Consider the following 22,820-nt stretch of genomic DNA (forward strand, 5'->3'; position numbering starts at 1 on the left):
GGTTCTTGGTGTTTGGTTCTTGGTGTTTGGTTCTTGGTGTTTGGTTCTTGGTGTTTGGTTCTTGGTGTTTGGTTCTTGGTGTTTGGTTCTTGGTGTTTGGTTCTTGGTGTTTGGTTCTTGGTGTTTGGTGCTGGTGCTTGGTCCTTGGTTCTTGATCCTTGATGTTTGGTGCTTTTGGCGCTTCATGCTTGATGTTTCATGCTTGATGTTTCATGCTTGTGCTTAATGCTCGGCTTACTCGCGCGCCAAACTAGAGCTGCGTTCAACCAAAAGAACCCAATCCCTACATCCCTACATCCCTACATCCCTACATCCCTACATCCCTACATCCCTACATCCCTACATCCCTACATCCCTACATCCCTACATCCCTACATCCCTACAAATGGTAAAATTATTAAACTTATTATTTAACCTGCTTCCTTTCCTCAGCTTACGCTGACTCCTTCCACCGGACTGCTTGCCGATGCATAGCGTTTACGCGGAATACGGCCAGCTTCGTACCCGGCACGTCCGGCTTCTATCGCAAGCTTCATCCCTTGGGCCATGAGAACAGGATCTTTCGCTCCGGACACCGCTGTATTCAGCAGAACGCCGTCCGCTCCCATTTCCATAGCCAGAGCCGCATCCGAAGGCGCTCCAATTCCCGCATCCACAATCACCGGCACGGTCGCCTGTTCGATGATAAAGCTCAAATTCAGCGGATTGATTATGCCCTGTCCCGTACCGATCGGAGATGCCCCCGGCATAATGGCATGCACGCCCAGCTCCTGCAGACGTCGTGCCAATAACACATCATCGGAGGTGTAGGGCAGGACCAGAAATCCTTCTTCCAGCAGGATCTCGGAAGCTTTGAGCGTTTCCACCGGATCCGGCAGCAAAGTGCGGTCACAGCCGATCACTTCAACTTTGATCATGTCGCATAGGCCGGACGCACGAGCCAGTTTAGCGATCCGCACCGCTTCTTCAGCCGTTTTGGCACCCGCCGTGTTCGGTAGCAGCTTAAATTTGCTTACGTCGAGCATCGACAGGAAATTGGGCTGCTGCGGGTCATAGATGTTCATTCTCCTCACGGCAAACGTCAGGATTTGCGATTCCGATACATCTACCGCCCGCTTTTGTACCTCGAAATCCGGGAACTTGCCGGTACCAAGAAGTAGCCTTGATTTAAACGTATAAGGTCCGATTGTCAGCATGATTATCCTCCTCCTACAAAGTGAACAATTTCGATCCGGTCCCCATCCATGATGGGCGTATCCGTGTGGTCTTCCGCTTGTAAAATGCGGCCGTTCGTCTCGACGACGAGTAAAGCTGCGCTCAGCCCCAAATGTTCCAGCAGCTCTGATACCGTCGCTGATTCGTCTGGAACTTCAATGGCATCGCCGTTAACATGAAGCTTCATATCCCGATCTCTCCTTACCTTTGAGAAAATAAGTACCGGCAGCGCGCAGAGATTGCCTGCCCGGATTATTCATGGCTCACTCCAGCAAGGACGCCCCGCTCCGGGCGGAACGCTTGGAGCAATTTCTCGGCGCCAGGCAGCTCCCGCGCCACTGCGGCAGTGCCTCCGGTGATCGCGGTTGCAGCCAGTACTCCCGTCGCCTGCGAGAGCAGGATGCCGTTGCGATAGTGGCCCAGCGCCGCGAACAGTCCCTGGAAGGCGCTGATTTCGCCGATGTAGGGCAGCCCGTCGGGCGTCTGAGGCCGCAGCCCCGCCCAGGTGCGCTCCCACGCTGCTTCTGCCAGGACCGGTGCCAGCCGCTGCGCTTTCGCGGCCAGTGAGATCAGGCTGCCCAGACGCGGCTGCAGGTCGTACGAACCCGGCAGTGCCGTCGCGCCCACGATAATGCGCCCGCCGGGCTTGGGCACGATGTAGCAGCCGGCCGAGGTGAGCGTCCGCTTGAGGAGCGGGGCAGCGCCAGTGAGGGAGAAGCATTCTCCCTTCACCGGATACAGCGGAAGCTCCACTCCGAGCGGAGCCAGAAGGCGGTCGCTCCACAGTGCGGCTGCAAGTACTGCCTCCGCGCAGCGGATCGTGCCCCCGCGTGTCCTCACGCCGCAGATGCGGCCCCGCTCCGTCAGCAGCTCAAGCGCCTCGGCGTGTTCAATCACTTGGACGCCCAGCAGCTCTGCGCCGCGAGCCAGCGCAGCCGTCAGCTCCGGCGCAAGAACATGTCCCTCGTCGGGCAGATACTCCGCGCCGCGGATATCCCGGCTCAACGCGGGTTCGAGCCGGCAGGCATTCTCCGCGTCCAGCCACTCGGCGCGGCCGCCGGCACCGTGCTGAAAGTGTATGTCCGCTTTCAGAACGGCTGCATCGGCGTCCGTGAACGCCGCTTTGAGCATACCGCTTTGCGTCAGCCCGGTATCCATCCCGGTCAGCTCGCGAAGTTCATCGGCAGCCGCCGGGAACAACTCCCGGCTCATCCGTGCCAAGTCGAACATGGGCCCGGGCTCATGCATCTCCGATTGGGCACCGAGCATACCTGCGGCCGCGCCGGATGCCTGCCCGCCGATCCGGCCACGTTCGAGCAGGACCACAGCCCGGCCTCTTTTGGCCAGCTGGTAAGCGATGGAGCTTCCAATCACACCTCCTCCGATGACAACCGTATCTACACTGAGATTCATTCTCTGTCTCCTCCTGTCTGTTCCCTTAAGCTCATCCACACTTTCAAAGCCTGAGTTCCTCCTCGTACATCCCGCTCGCCAGCAGCAGGCACTTCCTGTAACGCTCCGCCGCTTCAGCGGGATGATCCGCATTCCATATCCCGCTCAGCACCGCAATCCCGCCCGCACCCGCGCTCAGCAGTTCCTCCGCGTGCTGCGGCTTGATTCCGCCGATGGCGATCACCGGCACATCGCAATTCTCTGCCGCCTCCCGGAGCCATCCGATTCCCCGGGGTTCAAGACCGGGCTTAGAGGCTGTCGGATAAATATGTCCCGCAAGCACATAATCCGCGCCTGCGGCAGCGGCCTGCCGAGCTTCTTGCGGCGAATGCACCGACACCCCTACTCTCAGCCCGGGAAACCGCTGCTTTACAGCAGCAGGAGGGAGCCCGCTGCCAGGCAGCTGTACTCCCGCGGCGCCCGCACACCAGGCCGCATCCGCGCGGTCGTTAACGACCAGCTTATCGAGCGGGAATCCCTTGGTCACCAGACGCTCGATCAGCCTCCAAAGCTCACGGGGCGGGAGTTCTTTTTCACGAAGATGAAAGAAAGTCAGATAAGGATGTATCTCGCATGCAATTTGTACGAAAGTGTCAGGAGATTGCCGCCCGGTCGAAACCGCATGCAGCTGCGGATGTGCTTTGTATCTGTTCGTTGACCCATCGGTTTTTCTCATATCCTCTCCCCTTCCCTGGCTGCTTCCCGCCTGCCTTCCGTGATGCAATCGCTACTTCCAAAGGGGCTGCCGGTAAAAGATACAAACGCAAAAAACCACTTCCCGCAGAAAGTGGCTGACCCGTATCCATACTGCTCCTTACTGCCGCCCGCTTCAATAGCTTGAAGCAATCTTCAACTCTTCCCCGGTAGCGGGCACCCATGATGATCATAGGGATCTAACACCTGTGGGTAGGGATATGAAGATGAAGGTTCCGGCTTGCAATGAACATAAAAAGACCGAACGGAATATACCGTGCGGCCTTGGATTGGCAGGGTTATTCTCTCTACGCTGGCATTACCCAGATCAGATACGGTTAGTGACATGCGGTCACAGTCTCAGCCAGACTTCATCCAGCTCCCGATACATATAAGGTTATTCTTACCATACCCTATCGCTTTGACGATTACAAGCTTTTATTTTCCAGTTGAAAACTCTCTAATTCCTTACGGATTGCTGCTTCTTCCCGTAATTGAAAGGAAGTTTCCCACATACTTCCCGTGTCGTCGCTTGTCTTCGTGCGTCAAACGAAGGCTTGCCCGGGTAATAGATTTGTACACTTGCTTCGGAGATTTGATGAAAGATACCGGCCGATGCAAACCTGTTTATACGAAAGGGGAAATCGACGATGGCAGGGCTAACCAATGAAGAAAAACAATTGATAGAACAACGTTTATATAGCGAAAAAAACGAGCTTGAACATATTCTGGATAACGACCGGAAGGAGGAATCCATCCGCGATTCTACAGGAGAACTGTCCTCTTACGACAATCATCCCGCCGATATAGCTACAGAAGCTTTTGAACGGGGGCGTGATCAGGCAGTGGATGAGAATATCCAGCAGCAGCTTGCGGACGTCAAACAAGCGATCGGCCGTTTTGAGACAGATACCTACGGTAAATGTGAGGTATGCGGCGAGCCGATTCCATTCGAACGGCTCGAAGCTATTCCTTGGGCGTCCACTTGTGTGGAGCATTCCGAAGTTCGTGAGAGCGGGGATACGGCCGCAGAGGTTCAGCGTCCTATCGAAGAAGAAGTGCTGGAACCGATCCTTGCTTCTCCTAACGATGACGATCGGGGTCAGGCCGAAATCGACGATACCGATGCATGGAGAACAGTTAAGAACTACGGCAACAGCTCAGATACCCAGGAAACGGGTAACAGTCGTCCGAAGACCAACGAAGATCCTTGTGAATGAGCAGAATCCCGGAATCCGATCATAGGTCGGGTGATCCCATAAAAAAAGCAGCGGCTGCTTCCCTCTTCATTCCGGGAAGCAGCCGCTGCTGCGTATAAGGGTCGTATGGCCTGATGCAGGGATATTGTTATAGCATACACCGCTATAGTTGCAGGCAGCGCTGGATTTTACTAGTGTGGGGTCTTCTAAAAAAAGTCCCGGAGTCTATTAGCGCAAAGCGATAAGATTCCAGCTCCCAGCTTATTTATTGTCCGGCTTATTCTCATAGCTTCCGCCGTAGCTGTTCCCGTAATATCTGTTGTCCGTTTCCTCGCGGGCATCTTCAGCATGATTGTCATCCCGCTGCACATACTGGTTCGACCGGCCGCTGTTTCCCTGATCACGGTCCTCTTGATTAACCGGGGAGTCTGCGAACGCCTCCTCATATTTACCCGCGTATGGAACTCCGCCTTCTTGCTCCTGCTTGGCGATATCCTCTTCGCTCAAATGATAGCCGCAGCCCGTACAGTACTGCATGCCGGGTTCGATATCTTCTTTGCAGTGCGGGCAGAAAGGCTTGAGATCCACGATCGCATTAAATTGGGCCGGCTCTGTATACGGCTCGAATTTTCGGCCGCAGTTAGGACAGAACCTGGTATCGATGGCGACAACATGGCCGCATTCGCATGACTTTTCGTCATACAGGCTGTACATGCGGTCCCGCATGGCTTTGATTTCGGCGTCAAGGGTGCTCAGATCGCCCGTTACGGCTGCAACCTGACTGTCTGGGTATGGATCTTCATGTTTGTAGGCTTCATAGACGATTTCACCGATTTGGGTATACAGTTTCTGCATATCTTTCTGCTTGGCCGCTATTTGCAGCTTCAGCCGGTTTACTTCGATTGTTTGCTGCGCTCTCTTACCCGCTTCGGCTGCGCCCTGTTTAATCTTCCCAATAAATCCGGACATAGGTACCTCCTCAATGATCAAGATTGCATGGGCACAATCTACATATTTCGACATCACCATTATACCTGTTTAACGGCAGTTGTGCGAATGACATTCACCCTATATTCTATGGGCCTGTTCCGGAAAAAAGGACAACAGTTCTTCAGCATCCCCTGAATACTAGGCCAAAACACTAAAAAAGCCGTCCCTGTCCATGACAGAGAACGGCTCCGGCAGGTCCCAGGCAAGCAGGACAAACCGTTTTTATTCGCTCTTCAAAGCAAGGTCAAAACCAACCTCAAACATCCGGTTCCAAGGCAGGTGCACATTGGTAATATCGATCCGAAGCGGTGTAATGCCGTTAAGACGCTCTTCCGCAAAAGTACGGAGCTTGTCCGCGATAAGATCTTCAACCTGCTGCTGTACGCCAGGCAGACTGAAGTAGTTGGCTCCGAGCCCGGGCAGGACTTTCTCCGTTACTTCCTTGCGGATAATCGCCTGGTAGCCCCAATCCTCCACCAGCCGGTACAGATAGAACGCCCGGCTGCTGCGCTGCTGATCTACGCTGCGCGTGAGCGCCCCTTGCGAGTCAAGAGGCACTCCGGCGGCTTCGCCGACACCGGACGCTGCGGCCGGAATTCCGGCCGCGGAGACAGCCGCTGCCGCCTCTGCTGGCAGAGAAGCGCCAGACACAGCCGCCTGCGCAAAGGCGCCCGCAGAGGCGCTCTCTGCGCCCGCGTAGTACGCTTCGATGATCGCGTGGGCGATCACCGTGCCCAGCGTATTGCCGGAGGTGTTCCATCCGGCATACGCGGACAGCCCCTCAAGCAGGCCCAGGCGGGCTAGCAGCTTGAGCAGGACTGTGTCTCCGCCGTTGCAGACGGAGACGTCAGCCAGCGCCACGGTGCGGCCTTCGCCGAGGTAGACGCGCATCGCCTGGGCGAACTCGCGCATATTCACTTCGGAGAAGTAGGTGCGGTGGCGCTGTCCCCACGCGTGGGACGTCTCGGCCATATCGGCCTCGCCGGCAGCCGGCGAGTGGACCATCAGCACGGCGTCTGCACCATGCGAGCTGTCCGCCATAAAGGCGCCCGCACTGGTCAGGTGCGCCTTGATGCTCTCGCCCAGGCTGCGGTCCTCATACTTCGGAATGCAGAAAGGCCCGCGTGTAGACGAATAGCGCACATATACTTTGGGCAGATACTGCTTCGTTTCGCAGAAGATCCGCGCGAACAGCGTGCATCCGATCTCATCGGCGCCCGGATAGATCGCTACACGGTCAAGCAGATCCAATTCCTCGGAGCGGATGGCAAGCGCCCGCTGTTCCAGCGGCGAGAAGCCGTAACGGGAGTTATCGTCCAGAGGAATGATCAGATAATCGATGATGCCCTCTGCAGCAAGCTGCAGGGCCTGATGATTCACAAAGGAGTTAATACCCCGGCGGCCTACGAAATCGGCCAGGACCTCCGGCGGTACTTTTGCCAGAATATCCGCGTAAGTCTGCTCCTCTTCCTCCGTCAGCACTTCCTGCTCCTTCTTATCCCGGTACCAGCCGTACAGGAACAGTTCGCGGCCATAGTCCGCGTAATAATCCGGCTCCTCTTCACTGCTGGAATAAGCCGGTACGCGCATAATGAGATTGAATGCATGAATACGCAGCTGAGGGCGTACTCGCTTCAGTTCACGCAGTACTTCCAGGCGGTCCAGCGTATCCTGCTCCGTCAAGTGGTGCAAACGCGAGGGCACAATGCCCCCATATACGAGCATATCGAGGGAAACGATGGCATGATCCGCCTGCTCCCCTTCATGAAGCAGCCAGTCCTGCAAAGCAGCCGTGTCTGCCGGCGACTTCTTCCGGCCTAGAATGGCTACGGGCGGTACCGACATTTCCAGATCGGTCATAGCCGCCAGCTGACGCGGGAATTCCAGATTGCAGGGCCGCTCGTCCAAGGGTACAAAAGCGATTTTCGTCATTCTTGAGATCCTCCTCATATACATGGAAAAATAGGTTCGGGCTTCTTCCGGATCTGGATAGGTATGTGAATAACAAGATGAACGTCATCCAGCCCAAGCAAGAATTAACTGTGCTTTCTATTGTATTCCATCCGGTTCCGTCCGCTTCCTTCTACGAACTTCCTCCCTGTTCACTTCCAAGCTTCATTTGCCTGTAACGCCTGACGGAAGGACAGGCAGCCGGATCTATGTCATACCGCTTTTACCCTTGAGACCGGACAAAGTCGGTAAACCGCTTCGTAATCTGCTGAGGACGCGTTATGGCTCCACCGATTACGACCGTATAAGCGCCGCTGCGGAAGCATTCGACCGCTTCTTCCCGGGTATGGATGCGCCCTTCGGCAAACACAGGTACAGAAGCTCTCGCAGAGAGCTCCCGGATCAAATCAAAGTCCGGGCCTTCCTGCTGCGGGCTGTACGGAGTATATCCGGACATTGTAGTCGAGAGAATATGGAACCCGAGCTCTTCCGCCCGCAGCCCTTCCTCCACTGTAGAAATATCCGCCATCAGCAGGGCATCTCCCCGGCTTCTGAGCTTTGCCGCCAGCTCTTCCAGCGTCTCCCCTTTGGGACGGGGACGGGAGGTCGCATCCAGCGCTACGATGTCCGCTCCTGCGCGAATGACCTCTTCGGCTTCCTCCAGAGTAGGAGTGATATAAACTTCACTGCCTTCATAATCGCGTTTCCACAGCCCGATCAGAGGCAAATTCACTTCCGCTTTAATAGCTGCAATATCTACCGGGGTGTTGGCCCGTATCCCGACTGCGCCTCCCGCTTGCGCGGCTATTGCCATTTTCGCCATCACTTCGCTGCCGAACAAAGGCTCCTCAGGCAGCGCCTGACACGAAACAATGATTCCTCCCCGTACTTTTTCCAGCATGGTTTTGTCCATAATTGTACCTCCAGTGTGTGTAGGACGATCTGCAAATTAAGACGTATCCCCATTCATCTTACGGGTCTCTCCCACGGATGGCCTTTGTTCTTGTTCGTAGTTAGGCCAATCTATCTGTATGTGCGCTGAATTGTTCACTTGTACGATCTAATCGTTCTTGCCGGTAATCCCCGTCTAAAAAGATCGGGTTGATCTCATTATATGAAGTAATTATCCGTAATTCAATATAATTTTGGAGTAAATTTTCTTTCCATTCTCCGTACATAACCCTTTCTACCCCTATCATCGCATAAAAAAGAACCGTGTGCTTGCGCACACGGCTCTATCTTCCCTTCTATTAGCCCTTCATCCATCCGAAGGGCTCGGAACCCGGGGCCCCGGTCGGAGCAGGCTCCTGCCCGTCCTGGGCCATAAACCAGCCGCGCAGCATCGTTAAGAGCTGCGTGCTGTTCACCGGCTTCGTGATGTAATCCGAAGCTCCCGCTTCCAGACACTGCTCGCGGTCGCCCTTCATCGCCTTGGCGGTCAGCGCGATGATCGGGAGGTCTGCGAAATGAGGTCTGCTGCGGATTTCGCGCATCGTTTCGTAACCGTCCATAACCGGCATCATAATATCCATCAGGACGATGTTGATATCCGGCGACTGCTCCAGGATTTCAATTGCATCATGCCCGTTCTCGGCGGAGAGAACCTTCATATTCTGACGTTCCAGAATCGTTGTCAGTGCAAAGATATTACGGATATCGTCATCGACGATCAGAACCGTTTTAGACTCGATATGCTCATTGGACTGATGATTCTTAATCAGAATTTGTTTCTGATCATCCCTCAGGTTATCCAGTTTGCGGTGCATGAACAACATCGTTTCATCAATAATGCCGATTGGCGTTCTGACATCCTTGATCACCGCAATGGAGCGCAGTTCCTCCAGATCCGCTTCTTCTTCTCTGGAGAGCTTCTGGCTGCGGTTAATCAGCACCGGCTTGTGTTTATTTTTAGCGTTCTTCTGCATCTCTCTGACAAACTGGGCCGGGCCCATATCCGGTAAATCCGTATCGACGAGTACACAGTCGAAATCTTTGGATTTCAACTGGTTCAGCGCCTTACGCCCCGTATCTGTCGAGCTGATTTTGATATCTGAATTCTTAACAAGATCCACGGTCTGCCTCCGGCGGTCCGCATCCGACATCCCGACAAGCAGCTGCTGGTAAGGCTTCTCGCTGAATGCATTCAGCTTATCGATAGCATTCTCCAAATCCTCGTTCTTGATCGGTTTACACAGGAAATCGAATACACCGCGCTGCAGAAGTTCGGTCGCATCATCTTCAATCGTCATGACCGTAACCGGAATATGACGCAGCTCGATGTCATCTTTCAGCTGATCGAGTACAGAGGAGCCATTCATGTCTTCGAGCCTTAGATCCAGCGTAATTGCTACCGGGTTGTATTTCTTCGCCAGCGCCGCAGCTTTGTTGCCTTTAGGCGTGATAACACCCTTCAGTCCTTTTTTATGAAGCAGATCCAGCAGAATTTCGTTGAACTTCATGTCATCTTCGATAATCAGGAACACACGATCTCCGGGTTCGATATTATTGCGGTCATCTACAAGCTGCGTCGGCTCAACCCGCTCCACATTGAGATAGCTCTGAGGAGGAGGCGTAACGTCAATCACTTCCGGCACATAGGTTGCAGCAGCTTCCAGCATAGCCGGATCAAGATCAACCGGCAGGAACAGCGTGAAGGTGCTTCCCACGTTTACGACACTGAAGAGCGTAATTTCGCCGCCCAGCATGCCGGCAATTTCACGGGAAATGGCCAGCCCCAGTCCGGTACCGCCATATACGCGGTTCGTACTGCCATCGGCCTGCTGGAACGCTTCGAAGATAATTTGCTGCTTGTCCTCCGAAATTCCGATCCCGGTATCCCCTACCGAGAATGCGAGAACCATCCGGGCACGGTTCAGCGATTCATTATCCGGACTCCAACCGCTGGAAACGCGGCGCATAAGCAGGACAATTTCACCCTTCTCGGTGAATTTAAACGCGTTGGACAACAGATTTTTCAAAATTTGCTGCAAGCGCTTGGAATCAGAAATAATGGATTCAGGCAGAGCTTTCTCCATCTTAATCTTGAAATCAAGCTGCTTGTCATGGGCAATATGACGGAACGTACGCTCCATCGTATCGGAGATTTCGGTCAGCTTGATTTCGTTGAGATCCGGTGAAATCGTACCTGATTCAATCTTCGACAAGTCCAGAATATCGTTAATGAGATTAAGCAGATCCAGACCGGATTCGTGAATGGTCCGGGCAAACTTCACTTGATCGCCGGTCAAGTTATGATCCGGATTCTCGGACAGCTGCTCGGCAAGAAGCAGCAAGCTGTTGAGCGGAGTCCGTAGCTCATGCGACATATTCGCCAGGAATTCGGACTTGTATCTGGACGTCAGGGCAAGCTGCTCCGCCTTCTCTTCGAGGAAGTGCTTAGCCTGCTCCACTTCGTTGTTCTTGCTCTCCACTTCCGCCTTCTGAATGACGAGCAGCTTCGCTTTGTCTTCCAGTTCGTCGTTCGTATGCTGCAGCTCTTCTTGCTGCTTCTTAAGCTCCTCGGCAAGAGATTGGGACTGGGACAGAAGTTCTTCTGTCCGCATGTTCGCCTGCATCGTGTTCAGCACAATACCGATGCTCTCGGTCAGCTGATCCAGGAAGGCAATATCGATCTCGGTAAACCGGCGGAAGGAAGCGAGCTCCATAACCGCCAGGACCTGATCCTCGAACATAATCGGCAGCAGCACGATATTGAGAGGAGCCGCCTCACCCAGACCGGAGCCGATAACTACGTAGTCTTCGGGTACATTGGTCAGGAGGATACGCTGCTTCTCAATCAGGCACTGGCCGACGAGCCCTTGCCCCATGCGGAACTCATTCGACAGATGTTTGCGCTGCTGGTAAGCATAGCTGGAGAACATCCGCAGGAGCGGCTCTCCCCCGTTAGCCTCATTCATATAGAATACACCGTGCTGCATGGAGACAAGCGGTGCAAGCTCGGACATGATCATGCGGCAGACTTCATACAGATCACGCTGGCCTTGAAGCAGCCGGCTGAATTTCGCCAAGTTCGTTTTTAACCAATCCTGCTCGGTATTGATCCGGGTCGTTTCTTTGAGATTACGGATCATCTCGTTGATATTGTCTTTGAGTGTGGCAACTTCCCCGCCCGCGGCAACATCAATGCTCCGGGAAAGATCACCTTTCGTTACGGCCGTGGCTACATTCGTAATCTGCCGCACCTGAGTGGTCAAGGTTGACGCCATGTAGTTAACGTTATCCGTCAAGTCGCGCCATGTACCCGCAGCTCCCGGAACATGCGCCTGGCCTCCCAGTTTACCTTCCGCGCCTACTTCCCGCGCAACAGTGGTAACCTGGTCAGCGAACGTATCGAGCGTATCGATCATACTATTGATCGTTTCGCTCAGATCATAAATCTCACCCGCCGCGTCTACCGTCAGCTTCTGTTTCAAGTTACCGTTCGCGACGGCAGTCACGACCTTGGCGATGCCCCGCACCTGGTTGGTCAGGTTCGTCGCCATCGTATTTACGTTGTCAGTCAAGTCTTTCCAGATCCCGCCGACCCCGTTCACATGCGCTTGGCCTCCCAGCTTGCCGTCCGTACCTACTTCACGGGCAACACGCGTAACCTCGGAGGCAAAGGAACTGAGCTGGTCCACCATCGTGTTGGTCGTGTTCTTCAGCTCCAGCAGCTCGCCTTTCACATCAACCGTAATCTTCTTGGACAAGTCTCCGTTTGCTACGGCTGTCGTCACGTCCGCGATATTACGAACTTGACTGGTCAAGTTGCCCGTCATGTAGTTCACCGTATCCGTCAGGTCTTTCCATGTCCCGGACACGCCTTTAACATCCGCCTGGCCTCCGAGCTTGCCGTCCGTACCGAACTCGCGCGCCACACGGGTAACCTCGGAAGCAAAGTTGCTGAGCTGATCCACCATCGTATTAATCGTGCTTTTCAGCTGCAGCATTTCACCCTTAACGTCGACCGTAATTTTGCGCGACAAATCACCTTTCGCAACGGCAGTCGTTACGTCCGCGATATTCCGAACCTGATCCGTCAGATTGCTCGCCATGTCGTTAACGCTCTCCGTCAGGTCTTTCCAGGTCCCCGCTACACCTTTAACCTGGGCCTGTCCGCCCAATCTTCCTTCCGTACCTACCTCACGCGCCACGCGCGTAACTTCGGATGCAAACGTACTGAGCTGATCCACCATCGTATTAATCGTGTTCTTCAGCTCCAGAATTTCGCCCTGGGCGTCTTCGGAAATTTTCTTGGACAAATCACCGTTCGCTACCGCCGTTGTCACAACCGCGATATTCCGGACCTGATTGGTCAGATTGCTCGCCATGTCATTAACGCTGTCGGTCAAATCCTTCCATGTACCGGATACGCCTTTCACGTTCGCCTGACCGCCAAGTCGTCCGTCCGTGCCTACTTCCCGCGCCACACGCGTGACCTCGGACGCAAACGTGCTGAGTTGATCCACCATCGTGTTGATCGTGTTCTTCAGCTCCAGAATTTCACCTGTCGCATTTACCGTAATCTGCTTGGACAAGTCACCCTTCGCAACAGCGGTTGTCACTTCCGCGATATTGCGGACCTGATCAGTCAGCGTACTCGCCATGTAGTTTACGCTATCCGTCAGGTCTTTCCATGTACCGGACACGCCTTTAACATCCGCTCTGCCGCCCAGCTTGCCCTCGTTACTGACCTCACGGGCTACACGCGTAACCTCGGAAGCAAAGATGCTGAGCTGATCCACCATGATATTGATCGTACTCTTCAGCTGTAGAATCTCGCCTTTGGCGTCTACGGCGATCTTTTTGGACAAATCGCCTGTCGCTACCGCTGTCGTAACCTCGGCGATATTCCGCACCTGATTCGTCAGGTTCGTCGCCATGTAATTCACACTCTCGGTCAAATCGCGCCATGTACCGGACACGCCTTTCACGTCCGCCTGACCTCCGAGAATACCTTCCGTACCTACCTCACGCGCCACACGCGTAACCTCGGAACCAAACGTGCTGAGCTGATCGACCATCGTATTGATCGTATTCTTCAGTTCCAGAATCTCGCCCTGCGCTTCTTCGGTAATCTTCTTGGAGAGATCCCCGTTCGCTACCGCCGTCGTCACAACCGCAATGTTCCGGACCTGATTGGTCAAATTGCTCGCCATATCGTTAACACTTTCAGTCAGATCGTACCAGGTTCCCGACACGCCCTTAACGTCGGCTTGTCCGCCGAGCTTACCTTCCGTGCCTACCTCACGGGCCACACGGGTAACCTCGGAGCCGAACGTACTGAGCTGATCCACCATCGTATTGATCGTGTTCTTGAGCTCCAGGATTTCACCTTTGGCGTTAACTGTAATTTTGCGCGACAAATCGCCCTTCGCCACAGCCGTTGTCACGTCCGCGATATTCCGGACCTGATCGGTCAGGTTGCTCGCCATATTGTTCACGCTTTCGGTCAAATCGCGCCATGTACCCGAGACGTCCGTAACCTCGGCTTGTCCGCCCAAGATTCCCTCCGTACCTACCTCACGCGCCACGCGCGTAACTTCGGCAGCAAAAGTGCCCAACTGGTTAACCATCCGGTTAATGTTGTTAGCCGTACGCAGAAATTCTCCCGTCAGAGAACGCCCTTCGAAATCGACTTCGACTTTCTGGGACAGATCTCCCTGCGCAACTGCGTTAATCACACGAACCATTTCGCCTGTCGGCTGGATGAGATCACTGATCAAATTATTCAGCGAATCATTGAACGTATTCCAGCTTCCACCATTAGTTCGGCACATGAAACGGCGGTTTGTATTGCCTTCTTTGCCTACGATGCGCTCAACGGTCTGGACTTCCTGCACCACATTTTCCTGCATATCCAGAATATCGTTCAGGGTGTCCGCAATCTTACCCGGCATCCCGTTCAGGTCGTAAGGCATCCGAACAGAAAAGTCGCCTTTTTTAAAAGCCAGCAGCACTTGAAGCAATTGCTTTTCGTCTAAAATATCCGTTGATTCACTGGATTTCTTTTCATGTTCCGACATACGGCTTTTCCTCCGAATTTGTATATAACATAGTATGATTTCATGGGTGGTCGATAGTTATGTTAACTCTAATGGTAGTGGTTCTCCAGTATGATTACAATAGCAAGTAGAGGAAATTCAGCAAAATATTTTGTAAATAGAACTTATTTAGAAGGTGTAATTTTCGTGTCTCCGTTCCCCGCTTGCCTCGTCAGGCTCTCCCCTCTTTTCCCGTATTGTCCTGGTAAGCCCGTTAGATGTAAAACTGTGAATACCTTGTGCTGCTATTGTTACGCAACTTTGCCTTTTAAGGTTCCCTAACAGAACAATTCGCACGCCTCGGGAAAAAGGAAGTTCCTTCAAATTCGCTTGACAGCTTTCGACACCAAGGCACGTTGCTGCGCTTTTATACCCCAAATAAGCAGGTATGAAACAGGAAATTATAGAGAATATCATTTTTTTTTAAAAAAGCCCGAATTTTCGTTTTACCTGCCGCTGAAAGAAGAGATTTTGACCCAATACAGCAAGTTAACGGGCGGGTCCCAAAAAACCTTACATTAAATAGAGGAAGATTGTGAGGATTTCTGTATCCATCCGGCAGCTGCCAGCGCTTAGCTTCACTTATTATCATTTACACATCTGCAGCCTTCTCCTATAATAAAAAGGAGCTAAGCACTCTTATTTACTTCATATTACGAAAAATAGTTTCATTTCAAAAATAGACGAACGGGGGATTTCCCATGTCTTCTCACGCAGCCATCGGTATCGACATCGGCGGAACTCATATCAAAAGCGGGCTGATCGGACCGGATGGTACGGTGCACGCAACCCGCAAACTGGAAACAGAAGCATCAGCGGGCAAGACCGGGCTCATGGCCAAGCTCAGCGAACTCATTCAGGGTTATAAGCATGAGGCCGATCAATTGAGCCTGAATATCGCCGGCGTCGGTATCGGAAGCGCAGGCTACATCAACCGGGAAGGCAGCGTCGCCTTCGCGACCGATAACCTGCCCGGATGGAGCGGCACGACCCTGCGTGCGGACATTGAGGAACTGTCCGGTCTGCCTGCAGCCGTGGACAATGACGTCAACGTCATTGCGCTCGGCGAGCAATGGCTTGGCGCAGGACGAGACTGGGACAGTTTCCTCTGCGTCGCGCTCGGCACCGGGGTCGGCGGCTGCTTCATCCGGCAGGGCCTTCCGCTGCGGGGCCGTGACGGTTTTGCCGGGGCCTACGGCCACATGGTCGTGGCGGCAGGAGGGCAGCCGTGTACATGCGGCCACCGAGGCTGCTGGGAGCAGTACGCGTCGGTGACCGCGCTGAAGCGCCTCATGCGCGAGCATGGCGCGGAGTCGCTGACTAGAGCGACTCCGCCGGAGCTGTTCGCGCAGGCGCGCGCCGGGGATGAGGCTTCGATGGCTGTCGTCCGGCAGTATGCCGAATATATTGCCATCGGGCTTAGCAGCCTCATCCATGTGTTCAACCCGCCCGCCATTGTCGTGGGCGGGGCGGTTACCGAACAGGGGGATTTCCTGTTCGATCTGATCCGGCGGCATGTGAAGGATATCACCATGCCCGCTTATACGGCGACGCCGGTGCCGATCATCCCGGCCGAGCTTGGCGGATCGGCTGGCATGTTTGGCGCCGCGAGACTGCTGTTCGGCCAGATCGCGGCCGTACAGAAGTAAAGGCAAGAGGCCCCCGCGAATTCATCTTCGCGGGGGCCTCTTCTTATGCAGCGGGCAGGCTGTCCCGGAACGGGATCGCCCGCTGGGAGCGCACAACCGTACTAATCCTGCGCCCGGCCGGTACGCTGCTCTCTCCTGAGCTGGTACCTCTGGTACGTCCAGATGCACACGGTCAGCCAGAAAGCGCTGGCGAGGAACCCTCCCAGTACATCGCTGGGGTAATGAACGCCAAGATAAATACGGCTAATTCCCATCACCAGTATCATCCCTCCAGCCAGCACAAGCAGAATCGTTCGTCCGACCGTGCTTCTGATATGTTTCCACAGCAGGAAGATCAAGATTCCATAGAGCGCAAATCCAGCCATCGAATGTCCGCTCGGAAAACTGAAACCGGTTTCTTCCATAATAATATTAAGCGTCGGCCTTTCGCGCTGGAACATTTTCTTCAGAATCGTATTCAGAAGTGCCGCGCCGCCTATCGCTGCGATCAGAAGCACCAGCTCCGACCTGTGCTTCAGCACCACGTACAAATACAGTCCGGCCGCAACCGTAATGACGGGCACAAAAGCAGTAGAGCCTACTTTATCCAGCAGCATAGCGAATCGGGTCCAGCCGGGACTCTCCAGGCCCTGTACGGCTGAAATAATGGCCAGATCAAAGGCGGCAATTTTCTGCTGGCTTACCATCAGCGCAATCACACCAAAGCCCACCGCAGTGAATAAACTTATCAGAAAAGCGCGCGTTAACATTCCCTGTAATTTTGTATGCATGGTGATTGGATTACCTGCCTTTCTATGCGACAGTCTGCCCTTGCGGGCCTTCAATTCTCAGAGAGTTGTACCTGCCTGATCATACCATATTCTATAAGTAGTTTAAAAATCCGGATCATTCCCGTGCCCGTCCGGCCACCGTCATCCACTCCGCTTCCACATGAGGTAAAAAGAGGAAAGTCCCCCTTCAAAGTAAAATCTTCTCCCTTCTACTGACAAGCGATATCTTAGATAATTGAAAGAGTAAACCATGTTTACAGAAACAGGGAGCGCTTTAGTTCAACGTGTTATGAAAGCGCTATCTCAACCGCTTTTCCTACCTCATCGGCAGGCGGTTCAGACGGGGGTGATGCTACCAATAACATACCGATCTTCATATCTATCCATCTAATTCAATTATTAAGGAGGAATTCAGATTATGATCAGACAGGCTTTCCTGTCGGGGAACCCCCTAGTTGTGCGTATCCTGCTTGCTCTCATGCTATGTCTTAGTCTGCTCCCTACAGGGGCATCTCAAGCCGCAGACCAAACGCCGGCCCACTCACCGGAGGTCATATTCCGCGTGGATGCCACGGACTCAAGCGCCGCACAAGCAGCCGAGAAGACGGCCAATTTCAAGGCTGGCGCGATCACAGTTGCCGCAGCTTGCACCCCTGCAGAGTGGAACGCAAGCACTGCCTACACGGGCGGGCAGCAAGTTACCTACGCGAGCAAAGTATACGAAGCCAAGTGGTGGACACAAGGTGACCGGCCGGACTTATCCGGCACATGGGGCGTCTGGAAAACCATCTCGGATTGCACGGGCGGAGGCGGCGGTACGGACCTCACCGCTCCATCGGCGCCTGCTAATCTGAGCGCAGCTCCGGCATCCGCAACAAGTGTGGCACTTTCCTGGCAGCCTTCCACAGATAACGTCGCCGTGACGGGTTACAATGTGTACAACGGAGCAGTACTTGCCGTATCGACAACGGGAACAAGCACGACCGTAACGGGGCTTACTCCCAATACGACATACTCCTTCACGGTAAAAGCTAAAGATGCAGCCGGGAACCTCTCCGCAGCCAGCGCGGCTTTGATCGTTAAGACATCGGCTGGCGGCGACGGCGGCGGCTCCAACCCGCCGAGCGGCATTATCGGCGCTTATGTAGCGGCCTGGAATTTCCCGAATGTCAGCACGGTGCCGGCCCATAAGCTGACGCATGCTTTCTACGCCTTCGCGGACGTGGCCGGCAATGGCGTGAGCGGCGGCAATGCCTCGCATCTTGCCCAACTGGTTACTCTGAAACAGAAGAATCCCGCTCTGAAGGTGCTGATTTCCGTCGGCGGCTGGGGACGTTCGCAGGGCTTTGTCAGCGCGTCTTCCACCGAGGCTAACCGTACCGCTTTTGCGAACAGCGCTCTTCAATACATTCGCACGCATAAGCTGGATGGCATCGATCTGGACTGGGAATATCCGGCGGCAGGGGACAAGCAGAATTATACGCTGCTGCTGAAGAAACTCCGTGAAGTGCTGGATGCCGGAAGTGCGGCCGATGGCCGCACAGGCGCAGCGCGCTACCAGATTACGGCGGCCATGGGGGCCTCCGAATATTCCCTTCAGGGAATTGATCTGGCGGCTGTCCATCCTTATTTCGACTTCATTAACATCATGACGTACGATATGCAGATTAATTCGAACAGCCACCATGCGAACCTGTACACCTCCTCCCTGAACCCGAACTACAGCGTGCATAATTCCGTACAGCTTTATAAAGGGCGCGGTGTACCGGCAAATAAAATCGTGATCGGCGGAGCCTTCTATTCCCGTGGACTCGGGGAATACAAGTATGACGATCTCAAGAACAACTACATCAACAAGAACGGCTGGGTCCGCCAATGGGACGATACGGCTAAAGCGCCTTACCTGACCAAGGGCAGCAGCTTCCTGAGCTACGATGACACCGAATCGCTTACTCATAAGGTGAATTACCTGAAGAGCGGCGGCCTTGGCGGCATCATGTTCTGGGATTACGGCCAGAATCTGGACGGCGAGCTTCTGCAAGCAATCTACAGCACAATGAACTGACACTGAGGCAGCAATCAAGCCCCAGCCAAGAAACGTGCAAAAGAGGTGCCCGGGAGTCCATTACGGACCCCCGGGCACCTCTTCTTCATAAACAGGGCTTCTTGCCGCGTCTATTGCTCTATCGTTTCCCAACTCCGCCCTGCCGCCTGCCGGCTCCGCTTACCGTCCCCGTCTACCTGGGCTTGCCGTGCTTTACCAAGCCTCAGACTTGGCAGGATCGGAGGATCAGCGGCTCTTAACGAGCAGCTCTACCGCTTCTTGTACCAGCTTGCCGGTATCTTTGCCTTCCTGCTCTTCCTGACGGATGCAGTGTTCCAAATTCGTGGCCACAATATAGGCCATGGCTTTGTCAGCCGCGCTGCGGACCGCTGAGAGCTGGGCTACTACGTCCTTACAGTTCTTCTCGTCCTCCATCATCTTGAGAACACCCCGGATTTGCCCTTCCATCCGTTTCAAACGCCGTACAATATTTTCATCATAATTCATAAGGATTCTTCCTTTCTTTACACACGCCTCTAGTTAAGATTATACCAAAAAAAACGGACGAGCTTACAGCATCCCGTTAAACGCTTCAAAATTATGCCGAGCTTGGTCCATATCAATAAGGGCAGGGTTCCCCGCGCTTCCTTCCCGGACCGTTTAGAAATTCTTGCGGTGTATAGGCACTAGAATGGAAGCCATCCTCAACTTTGGCCCTTCCGTACCTTTATTTAAAATCAGAAGACCTTCTTCTGCACGGCCTCGTGAGGCAGATTAGATAGGTCATTTATATTCGCATGTATCGGATATATCGCATTTATACCCCTATGGGTATAAATTCACTATAATACTCTCTTTCATTTCTGTCAACATGTCCACACGACTCTTTCTTCCTATATAAAAAAACCTGTGGATAACCATATCTGTGGATATGTTTATACAAACGGTTAAACTTATACACAATAGGCATTTAGACACCTGTTGATTTGTGTATAACCCTGTGTATATCTTCACCAAAACCTATCCTTACAGGATTGACGGGATACGAGTATACCACAATCTTTTCCCAGAGAACAGATGAAGTTAGTTCTCACCGCCTGCACACGCAGCAAAAAAAGCAGCCCTCCACAATCCGGAAAACTGCCCTCTAAAGTCTATCCACCGTGTGGATCTAATTACTTCTCCATGTACGTACACTTTGTACGAATTTTGCGGGTTCATCGGTCGCATCCGCCAAGGCATCCTTCAGGAAAGCCGGCTCTAATGCATACGGCCAGACATCTCCATCCTGACCCGAGTTATTCAGATGAAGCTGAATCTGATTGAGCCCCTCAAACTGTGATTGCCGAGCCTGCAGGTAAATCTCCTGGATGCGCTCGGCGCTCCCTCCTATCCCCAGCATGCTGCGGACACCGGAAGCGATCGTCTTCATCCGCTTGCAGTTGTCCTGGACATTGTGGGTCGCAATCACCTGCTCGTGAACTACGTATTCGTCAATCAGAGCACCAAGCTGCTGCAAGTCCACTTCCTTGAGATCGAGATAGAACAAGCGCTCGGGGCTGCCGCGCATCTCTTCGAACACTTCCTTCAAGGGTGGAATCCGCTCGCCCTTGAAGAATTCACTGAATTTCACCCCCTCATCCCACTGCCGGATTGCCTCGAACGTAAAGGAAGAGACAGGACGGTCCTTGACATCATCCGGCGCCGTTGTCGTTCTTGCAGGCGTCTCATCATGCAGGCATACCATGATCCCGTCGCTTGTCGTCCGGATATCCCCTTCGGGGATTCCTCCGAGGCATCCATGCGTACAGATTGGCCGCCATCGTATTGTCGGGGCGCTCATAGGCTCCGCCTCCACGGTGTGCCTGCGAATCGAACAATGCCACGCAATAAAGACACTTTAACCGTGAGGTCAAAGTGTCTTCAAGCGTGCATCCGCGGGTCCAATGCACCTGATCTGCTGCCGCAACAGGAGAACGGATGGGATACACCCCTGTCTTACAGAAATCTCAATCGATGTTCACCATTATGAGAGCTTACTTCCCGGACTCTGCAAACAAATAAAACATATAATCGGTCGGAACGCTCCGATGACCCAGCTGCCGCAGCATAGAGGAAAGGTTGCCCCGGTGGTAGGTTCCGTGATTAACGACATGCTGGACGGCTTCGGAGAGCTTTGTACGATAAACGCCGAACTGAGGATGGGACAGAACAAATAAAGCATCCAGGTCCGTTTCCTTAAGAAATACGTGATAACGCTCGTAAATCCCGTTATACCGTGCCCACACCTCTTCTAATGGAATCTCTTTGCTTTCATCCGTAAGTTTCGTCAGCAGCTCGCTGCTTTCTTCAAAACTTGCACCCGAGAGCACATTAAGCCACCTGGCATCTATCGCATACATGTGGATAATCGCATCCGCGAGAGAAGCAAACGTACTCTGTATGCGGCGGCGGTGTTCTTCGGCTGGCAGCTCCAGAATGGACGTGATGACTCTTCTGTTGGCCCACTCATGATAATTAAACTGCCGCTGAGCCGGGTGAAGATTTGTATGTCCGCCGGACGTGAGCGATTTCTCCTGATTTATATCCATTTGGCGTTCAATCCTCCTGTTTATATTTTATTCCTAAATTTGTTTTATTCTAGATAACTTATCTATATCCTGTATGGGGCGGCAAAAACATAAAAAAGCTCAGCCGTCTGGCTGAGCTTCTCAGGAAAGTAATCCTGTTTATTTAATAGCGCTGCTGATTTCTTTCACCATTTCAGCTACGGACACCAATCCGCCGCCGGACAGGTACCAGTAATCCGGGTTCAGGTAAACAATGTTGCCTTCTTTGAAAGCTTTCGTTGTTTTGACCAGTTCGTTCTCGATCACTTTCTTACTGGCTCCTTCGTTGCCGATCGCGGAATCACGGTCAACTACGAACAGGTAATCCGGGTTTTTCTCAACTATGAATTCATTGGAGATGGTATCCCCGTGAGTGGACACTTTAATGGTCGGATCTACTGGTTTTACACCCAATACGTCATGAATAATACCAAAGCGGGAGCCTGGGCCGTAAGCACTGATTTTACCGCCGTTTACCAGCGTAATCAGACCCGTCTTGCCATTTGCTGTCGCTTTCTCATTCAGCGCCTTGATGGAAGCTTCTACGCTCGCCACTTCTTTCTCCACTTCAGCTTCTTTACCGAAGATCAGACCGAGGTTCTTATTGTTTTCTTTGTAGGAATCCATGTATTTGGAAGCGTCCACGCCCATGAAGATCGTCGGAGCAATCGAATTCAGCTCTTTGTATGCTTCCTGTTGACGACCGGAAATAATGATCAGGTCCGGCTTCAATTTGTTAATGACTTCAAAAGCCGGCTCTTTCAGGCTGCCTACGTTCGTGTACTTAGCATCTTTGTATTTCTCCAGGTATTTAGGAAGTCCGTCCTGCGGTACGCCCACTACCGGTACGCCCAGTTTATCCAGGGAATCCAGTACGCCCATATCGAAAACGACAACTTTAGCCGGATTGGTTTTGAACGTCGCCTCACCAAGCTGGTGCTTGATCGTAATGTCCTTGGCCGGTGCAGTTGATGTGGTCGGCGCTGCCCCATCCTTGGATGCGCCGGATGTTACCTCTTTATTGTTCCCGCAGGCCGCTGTAACGACTGCCAGGATTAACGTCATGAACAGCATCGAAATTCTTCTTTTGCTCACTTGAATCACTCCTATAAAATAATTTGTATTGTACACATGTGGATAAGCCGCATCTCGGTGTGAGTTTATCCACTGTTGAATAACATCTTCAGGTAGTACAGATAGGCTAAG

The 22,820-nt window shown here is 53.2% G+C and carries 16 protein-coding genes; 3 read left to right on the forward strand and 13 right to left on the reverse strand.

Translation table 11 applies throughout. The annotated features are described in order from the left end of the window. Positions 1-428: 428 nt before the first annotated feature. From EDM21_RS10125 to EDM21_RS10140, 4 genes are all read right to left on the reverse strand, one after another. Positions 429-1,196 (reverse strand): thiazole synthase, encoded by a 768-nt coding sequence (locus EDM21_RS10125; RefSeq protein ID WP_157335215.1) that lies wholly within the window; start codon positions 1,194-1,196, stop codon positions 429-431. Positions 1,197-1,198: 2 nt separating this feature from the next. Continuing rightward, entirely contained in the window at positions 1,199-1,402 is a 204-nt protein-coding gene (thiS, locus tag EDM21_RS10130) for a sulfur carrier protein ThiS (protein ID WP_157335216.1), read from the reverse strand. A 65-nt stretch (positions 1,403-1,467) separates the two neighbouring features. Beyond that, positions 1,468-2,667, reverse strand: a complete 1,200-nt coding sequence (gene thiO, locus EDM21_RS10135; RefSeq protein ID WP_338043965.1) for a glycine oxidase ThiO — start codon at positions 2,665-2,667, stop codon at positions 1,468-1,470. A gap of 4 nt (positions 2,668-2,671) precedes the next feature. After that, the gene (locus EDM21_RS10140; protein WP_157335218.1) at positions 2,672-3,343 is read right to left on the reverse strand and encodes a thiamine phosphate synthase; all 672 of its coding nucleotides are present in this window, start codon (positions 3,341-3,343) and stop codon (positions 2,672-2,674) included. Between the two features lie 667 nt (positions 3,344-4,010). On the opposite strand from EDM21_RS10140, the gene EDM21_RS10145 reads away from it, so the two are divergent. After that, the gene (locus EDM21_RS10145) at positions 4,011-4,580 is read left to right on the forward strand and encodes a TraR/DksA C4-type zinc finger protein (RefSeq protein WP_157335221.1); all 570 of its coding nucleotides are present in this window, start codon (positions 4,011-4,013) and stop codon (positions 4,578-4,580) included. A gap of 240 nt (positions 4,581-4,820) precedes the next feature. On the opposite strand, the gene EDM21_RS10150 is transcribed toward EDM21_RS10145, so the two are convergent. The 4 genes from EDM21_RS10150 to EDM21_RS10165 form a co-directional block, all read right to left on the reverse strand. Further along, positions 4,821-5,528 carry a zinc ribbon domain-containing protein gene (locus tag EDM21_RS10150; RefSeq protein ID WP_157335223.1) on the reverse strand — a complete coding sequence of 236 codons (708 nt, stop codon included), beginning with the start codon at positions 5,526-5,528 and terminating at the stop codon, positions 4,821-4,823. Positions 5,529-5,771: 243 nt separating this feature from the next. Beyond that, entirely contained in the window at positions 5,772-7,481 is a 1,710-nt protein-coding gene (locus EDM21_RS10155) for a DUF4127 family protein (protein WP_157335225.1), read from the reverse strand. Between the two features lie 241 nt (positions 7,482-7,722). After that, positions 7,723-8,412: an N-acetylmannosamine-6-phosphate 2-epimerase gene (locus tag EDM21_RS10160; protein WP_157335227.1), complete on the reverse strand. Its 690-nt coding sequence runs from the start codon at positions 8,410-8,412 to the stop codon at positions 7,723-7,725. Positions 8,413-8,749: 337 nt separating this feature from the next. Continuing rightward, entirely contained in the window at positions 8,750-14,524 is a 5,775-nt protein-coding gene (locus tag EDM21_RS10165; protein WP_157335229.1) for a HAMP domain-containing protein, read from the reverse strand. Positions 14,525-15,243: 719 nt separating this feature from the next. Between EDM21_RS10165 and EDM21_RS10170 the strand changes: the two genes are divergently transcribed. After that, positions 15,244-16,191 carry an ROK family protein gene (locus tag EDM21_RS10170; protein WP_157335231.1) on the forward strand — a complete coding sequence of 316 codons (948 nt, stop codon included), beginning with the start codon at positions 15,244-15,246 and terminating at the stop codon, positions 16,189-16,191. A gap of 101 nt (positions 16,192-16,292) precedes the next feature. On the opposite strand, the gene EDM21_RS10175 is transcribed toward EDM21_RS10170, so the two are convergent. Beyond that, positions 16,293-16,961, reverse strand: coding sequence for a phosphatase PAP2 family protein (locus EDM21_RS10175; protein WP_157335233.1), 669 nt, complete (start codon positions 16,959-16,961; stop codon positions 16,293-16,295). A gap of 418 nt (positions 16,962-17,379) precedes the next feature. Between EDM21_RS10175 and EDM21_RS25310 the strand changes: the two genes are divergently transcribed. Further along, positions 17,380-19,026: a glycosyl hydrolase family 18 protein gene (locus EDM21_RS25310; protein WP_201280769.1), complete on the forward strand. Its 1,647-nt coding sequence runs from the start codon at positions 17,380-17,382 to the stop codon at positions 19,024-19,026. Between the two features lie 225 nt (positions 19,027-19,251). Here the strand turns inward: EDM21_RS25310 and EDM21_RS10185 are convergent, their stop codons facing one another. From EDM21_RS10185 to EDM21_RS10200, 4 genes are all read right to left on the reverse strand, one after another. Further along, on the reverse strand, positions 19,252-19,512 hold the full coding sequence (locus EDM21_RS10185) for a metal-sensitive transcriptional regulator (protein WP_068776826.1): 261 nt from the start codon (positions 19,510-19,512) through the stop codon (positions 19,252-19,254). Positions 19,513-20,176: 664 nt separating this feature from the next. Next, positions 20,177-20,848 (reverse strand): glycerophosphodiester phosphodiesterase, encoded by a 672-nt coding sequence (locus EDM21_RS10190; RefSeq protein ID WP_235918130.1) that lies wholly within the window; start codon positions 20,846-20,848, stop codon positions 20,177-20,179. Positions 20,849-21,041: 193 nt separating this feature from the next. After that, positions 21,042-21,596 carry a DinB family protein gene (locus EDM21_RS10195; protein WP_157335235.1) on the reverse strand — a complete coding sequence of 185 codons (555 nt, stop codon included), beginning with the start codon at positions 21,594-21,596 and terminating at the stop codon, positions 21,042-21,044. Positions 21,597-21,734: 138 nt separating this feature from the next. Beyond that, on the reverse strand, positions 21,735-22,688 hold the full coding sequence (locus EDM21_RS10200; RefSeq protein ID WP_201280774.1) for a siderophore ABC transporter substrate-binding protein: 954 nt from the start codon (positions 22,686-22,688) through the stop codon (positions 21,735-21,737). Positions 22,689-22,820: the final 132 nt, after the last annotated feature.

The sequence above is a fragment of the Paenibacillus lutrae genome (assembly GCF_009757775.1).
Taxonomy (GTDB): domain Bacteria; phylum Bacillota; class Bacilli; order Paenibacillales; family NBRC-103111; genus Paenibacillus_F; species Paenibacillus_F lutrae.

Coding starts and splice junctions, on each gene's coding strand:
- EDM21_RS10175 (WP_157335233.1), bottom strand. CDS start 16,961: ATGCATACAAAATTACAGGGAATGTTAACGCGCGCTTTTCTGATAAGT.
- EDM21_RS10150 (WP_157335223.1), bottom strand. CDS start 5,528: ATGTCCGGATTTATTGGGAAGATTAAACAGGGCGCAGCCGAAGCGGGT.
- EDM21_RS10185 (WP_068776826.1), bottom strand. CDS start 19,512: ATGAATTATGATGAAAATATTGTACGGCGTTTGAAACGGATGGAAGGG.
- EDM21_RS10145 (WP_157335221.1), top strand. CDS start 4,011: ATGGCAGGGCTAACCAATGAAGAAAAACAATTGATAGAACAACGTTTA.
- EDM21_RS10155 (WP_157335225.1), bottom strand. CDS start 7,481: ATGACGAAAATCGCTTTTGTACCCTTGGACGAGCGGCCCTGCAATCTG.
- EDM21_RS10200 (WP_201280774.1), bottom strand. CDS start 22,688: ATGCTGTTCATGACGTTAATCCTGGCAGTCGTTACAGCGGCCTGCGGG.
- EDM21_RS10160 (WP_157335227.1), bottom strand. CDS start 8,412: ATGGACAAAACCATGCTGGAAAAAGTACGGGGAGGAATCATTGTTTCG.
- EDM21_RS10165 (WP_157335229.1), bottom strand. CDS start 14,524: ATGTCGGAACATGAAAAGAAATCCAGTGAATCAACGGATATTTTAGAC.
- EDM21_RS25310 (WP_201280769.1), top strand. CDS start 17,380: ATGATCAGACAGGCTTTCCTGTCGGGGAACCCCCTAGTTGTGCGTATC.
- EDM21_RS10125 (WP_157335215.1), bottom strand. CDS start 1,196: ATGCTGACAATCGGACCTTATACGTTTAAATCAAGGCTACTTCTTGGT.
- EDM21_RS10190 (WP_235918130.1), bottom strand. CDS start 20,848: ATGAGCGCCCCGACAATACGATGGCGGCCAATCTGTACGCATGGATGC.
- EDM21_RS10170 (WP_157335231.1), top strand. CDS start 15,244: ATGTCTTCTCACGCAGCCATCGGTATCGACATCGGCGGAACTCATATC.
- EDM21_RS10140 (WP_157335218.1), bottom strand. CDS start 3,343: ATGAGAAAAACCGATGGGTCAACGAACAGATACAAAGCACATCCGCAG.
- thiS (WP_157335216.1), bottom strand. CDS start 1,402: ATGAAGCTTCATGTTAACGGCGATGCCATTGAAGTTCCAGACGAATCA.
- EDM21_RS10195 (WP_157335235.1), bottom strand. CDS start 21,596: ATGGATATAAATCAGGAGAAATCGCTCACGTCCGGCGGACATACAAAT.